Origin of the sequence: Bacteroides sp. (genome assembly GCF_029057325.1) — a bacterium.
Taxonomy (GTDB): Bacteria; Bacteroidota; Bacteroidia; order Bacteroidales; family Bacteroidaceae; genus Bacteroides.
On the sequence record NZ_JAICZW010000116.1, the window covers coordinates 1 to 3,383 of the forward strand.

4 protein-coding genes are annotated in these 3,383 nt (G+C 53.0%); 1 reads left to right on the top strand and 3 read right to left on the bottom strand.

Annotated features, from left to right (window positions below; genetic code table 11):
• Positions 1-425: tellurite resistance TerB family protein (locus K2G43_RS07105; protein WP_366525002.1), on the top strand; the 425-nt coding region annotated here is incomplete at its 5' end.
• Between the two features lie 141 nt (positions 426-566).
• On the opposite strand, the gene K2G43_RS07110 is transcribed toward K2G43_RS07105, so the two are convergent.
• The 3 genes from K2G43_RS07110 to K2G43_RS07120 all read right to left on the bottom strand — a co-directional run.
• Positions 567-1,139: a hypothetical protein gene (locus tag K2G43_RS07110; protein WP_297641725.1), complete on the bottom strand. Its 573-nt coding sequence runs from the start codon at positions 1,137-1,139 to the stop codon at positions 567-569.
• A 147-nt stretch (positions 1,140-1,286) separates the two neighbouring features.
• The gene (locus K2G43_RS07115; RefSeq protein WP_297674506.1) at positions 1,287-2,174 is read right to left on the bottom strand and encodes a carbohydrate kinase; all 888 of its coding nucleotides are present in this window, start codon (positions 2,172-2,174) and stop codon (positions 1,287-1,289) included.
• A 211-nt stretch (positions 2,175-2,385) separates the two neighbouring features.
• The coding region (locus K2G43_RS07120; protein ID WP_300153770.1) for an MFS transporter at positions 2,386-3,383 on the bottom strand (998 nt) is incomplete at its 5' end.

The window sequence follows — 3,383 nt, forward strand, 5'->3', positions numbered from 1 at the left end:
TTTTCAAAGAGGTACCGGAAGAAACTAAGCTGACTCAACAAGAAGCTTTTGCCGGAATCGCACTTGCAATGGCCGGTGCAGACGGAAGTATCGCCGAATCAGAATGGGCAGGAATCGTCAACTACATCCGCCGCTTGAGAATATATGACAACTTCTCCGGTCCGGCTTTCGACAAGTTGTTCGACAAGTTGTTCAGAATCCTGAGAAACCAAGGTCCCAGCGCATTGGTTAACGCTTCTGTAGAGAGCCTCTCCGATGATCTGAAACTTACGGCTTTTGCCTGCGCAGTAGATATCGCATTGGCAGACGGCGTGCTGGAAGAGGAGGAAAAGGAACTGATCAACCAAATGGCGGAAATTCTTGAAATCCCCGATCAAACGGCTATCTCCATCATCGAGGTAATGATTATTAAGAACAAAGCCTGATAGGCAATTCTTTCCTCCGGGAAGAATTAGAAAAACTCAGGTGTGTCGAAATCGAGAAAAGAGCACAAATCTGTGTTCCAACCTTTATTCGACACACCTTTCTTTTTTTGTCAAACTGTCTGTTTCACGACCCCATACAAGTTATCCCTTCTTTTCAAGCAACTTCACTATCGCCTCGCGATAGACCTTATGGTGAGGCATACCGCCAAAGAGTCCGGCCAAAGGAGGAAGCAACACCTTCAGGTAATCGCCGTTGTCAAACGTGATTTCGCAGACATACGCACCTATCCAGTTTTTCTTCATGCTGCACTTCTCCACCTGCGAAAGCGGATAGACCGGCAGAATGTCGGAAGCGCTGAAGGGAGACTCCACGTTCATGGCCACCGGCAGAATGTCCGCCACAAGTTCCGGATCGGTAATCTCCACATGCTCGTAGTACCACCTCTCTTTTTCGCAGGGAACTATCACCAGATAGTCTTCCGAAAATCCCATATAGGCATCAAAGTCGGCCTCTTTACTCTTAGTTACATAGAGCAGCGGCGCGTCGGAAAGAGGCTGGATAAGGTTACTGGAAGGGTCGTAAGCCACTCCGGAAAAGAAGCGGCGCAGCTTCACCTTCTTTACCACTGCGTGAATACCTGCCTTGAAGTGCTGGCCTTCGGGAAGATTACTCTCTATACAGGCAATCATGTTTGCCTCGCTGAAAATTGACATATCCTAAAAAATGATTATAAGTTAAGTTGGTTTGTTATGAATGACAAAAATAATACTTACCAACTTTATTTCATGCATCCGAACGGATAAGTTTTCGTTAAAAGCGATTTCTCAAGAGAAAGTCAGCAGCCGGGGAGGAACCGCCGCTTACTTTATCCGCTCCCTGAACGCCTCCGGCAACTCCGGCATCGCCCCACTCTGCGTACAGACGTATGCCGAAACCTCTGTGGCCAACTTATGTGCTTCGGGCACCGCCTTTCCGCTGAGGATGGCGGCAGTGAAAGCGGCGGTGAAGGAGTCGCCTGCGCCGACCGTGTCCGCCACCTTCACCTTCGGCGTCTCCTGGAAAGAGACCACGCCCGGCGTGAAGACATAGCTGCCGTTGGTGCCGCAAGTCAGGATAAGCATCTTCAGATTGTACTTGGCCAGCAGAATCCAGCACTTGTCCTGCAGGTCGATACCGGGATAGCCGAAGATACGGCTGACAGTCACCAGCTCCTCATCGTTTATCTTGAGGACGTTGCAGCGGCGCATCGACTCGCAGAGAATCTCCTTGGTATAGAAGCCTTGACGGAGGTTGATGTCGAATATCTTCAGCTGACCGTCCACATCGGGCATCGTGTCGAGGAAGTGGTTGATGGTGGCACGGCTCACCGCACTGCGTTGCGCCAGCGAACCAAAGCAGACGGCACGCGTGCGAAGCGCCAAGTCGCGCAGCTCGTCCGTGAAGGGGATGTTGTCCCACGCCACGCCCTCGCGGATGTCATAGCAAGGCACGCCCACAGCATCCAGTGTCACCTGCACCGTACCCGTCGGATAGGGCACGCGCTCTATCTGTGTGCGAAGGCCTTTCCGAGCAAAGACCTTCAGTATCTCGTCACCATCGGCATCGGCACCTACGGCACTGACCACGCGGCTGTCGAAACCAAATTGCGATACATGATAGGCAAAGTTGGCCGGAGCACCGCCTATCTTCTTTCCTTCGGGGAGGCAGTCCCACAGTGCTTCTCCCATTCCTACGATTACATTGTTCATGGTAATAATATTTTATAGATTTACATTCACTATTTTCAGCCTGACAGGTGGTAGCCTCAGTCGTTACTTGAGGCTACCTCAGTCGTTATTTGAGGCTGCCTCAGTCGTTACTTGAGGCTACCTCAGTCGTTATGTTTCCCCCACCCCCTTCAGAAGGTACTGTAGAGGCGTTTTTTTCTCGTTTTTCTTCGTTTTTTTATCTTTTCCGGCATCAGTGCCTCATTTTCGTCATGTAGAAAAATAAGTACACGACCCCTACCGTCATCACCGCCACGGCACCGCTCTGTCCCATCGCATCGCTCGCCACGCCCATCGCCAGCGGGAAGACCGTTCCGCCAAAGAGTCCCATAATCATCAGCCCGCTGACCTCGTTCTTCTTCTGCGGCAGGGCGAGCAGCGCTTGCGAGAAGACAATCGGGAAGATGTTGGAATTGCCAAAACCCACCAAAGCGATGCAAACGTAAATCATCGTCCGGTCGTGGCTGACAAAAAGTCCTGCCATCGCCGCCAACATGCACAACACGCTGATGGCAAAGAATGTTCGCGAAGCCATCTTCTGCAAGATGAAGGCGCCCAGGAAGCAGCCCGCCGTGCGGAAGATGAAGTAGAGGCTCGTGGCAAAACCGGCATCCGCCAACGTCATGCCCAGCCGCTCCATCAGAATCTTGGGAGCCGTGGTGTTGGTGCCCACATCAATGCCCACGTGGCACATAATGCCCACGAAGCAAAGCAAGATGAACGGTTTGCCCAGCAAGGCAAGGCACTCGCCGAAGGTAGAAGGACGTCCCTCCTCCCGCTCCTCGTGGATGGAGGTAGTCCCCAGCCAAAGAATCGCCGCCACCGCTACCAGCATATAGACGGGAAACAGCACCCGCCATCCCATGCCGAACGTAGGGATGGATTGCGTGGCCCCCCACATGGCGATGTACGGAGCCAGGAACGAAGCAATCGCCTTGACAAACTGCCCGAAGGTGAGCGAGCTTGCCAGCCGTTCGCCGCTGACGATATTGGAAAGCAGCGGATTGAGCGACGTCTGCATCAGCGCGTTACCGATGCCCAGCAACGAGAAGGAGGCGAGCATCAGCCCATATCCGTCACCGAAAACGGGCAACAGCAGCGACACGAAGGTGACGACAAGGCTCAACAGCACCGTCTTCCGGCGGCCGATGCGGTTCATCAACATGCCCGTGGGCACGGAGAAGATGAGGA

Excerpts from the sequence above, each read along its gene's own strand:
- K2G43_RS07110 (WP_297641725.1), bottom strand. The coding sequence starts at position 1,139 with ATGTCAATTTTCAGCGAGGCAAACATGATTGCCTGTATAGAGAGTAAT.
- K2G43_RS07115 (WP_297674506.1), bottom strand. The coding sequence starts at position 2,174 with ATGAACAATGTAATCGTAGGAATGGGAGAAGCACTGTGGGACTGCCTC.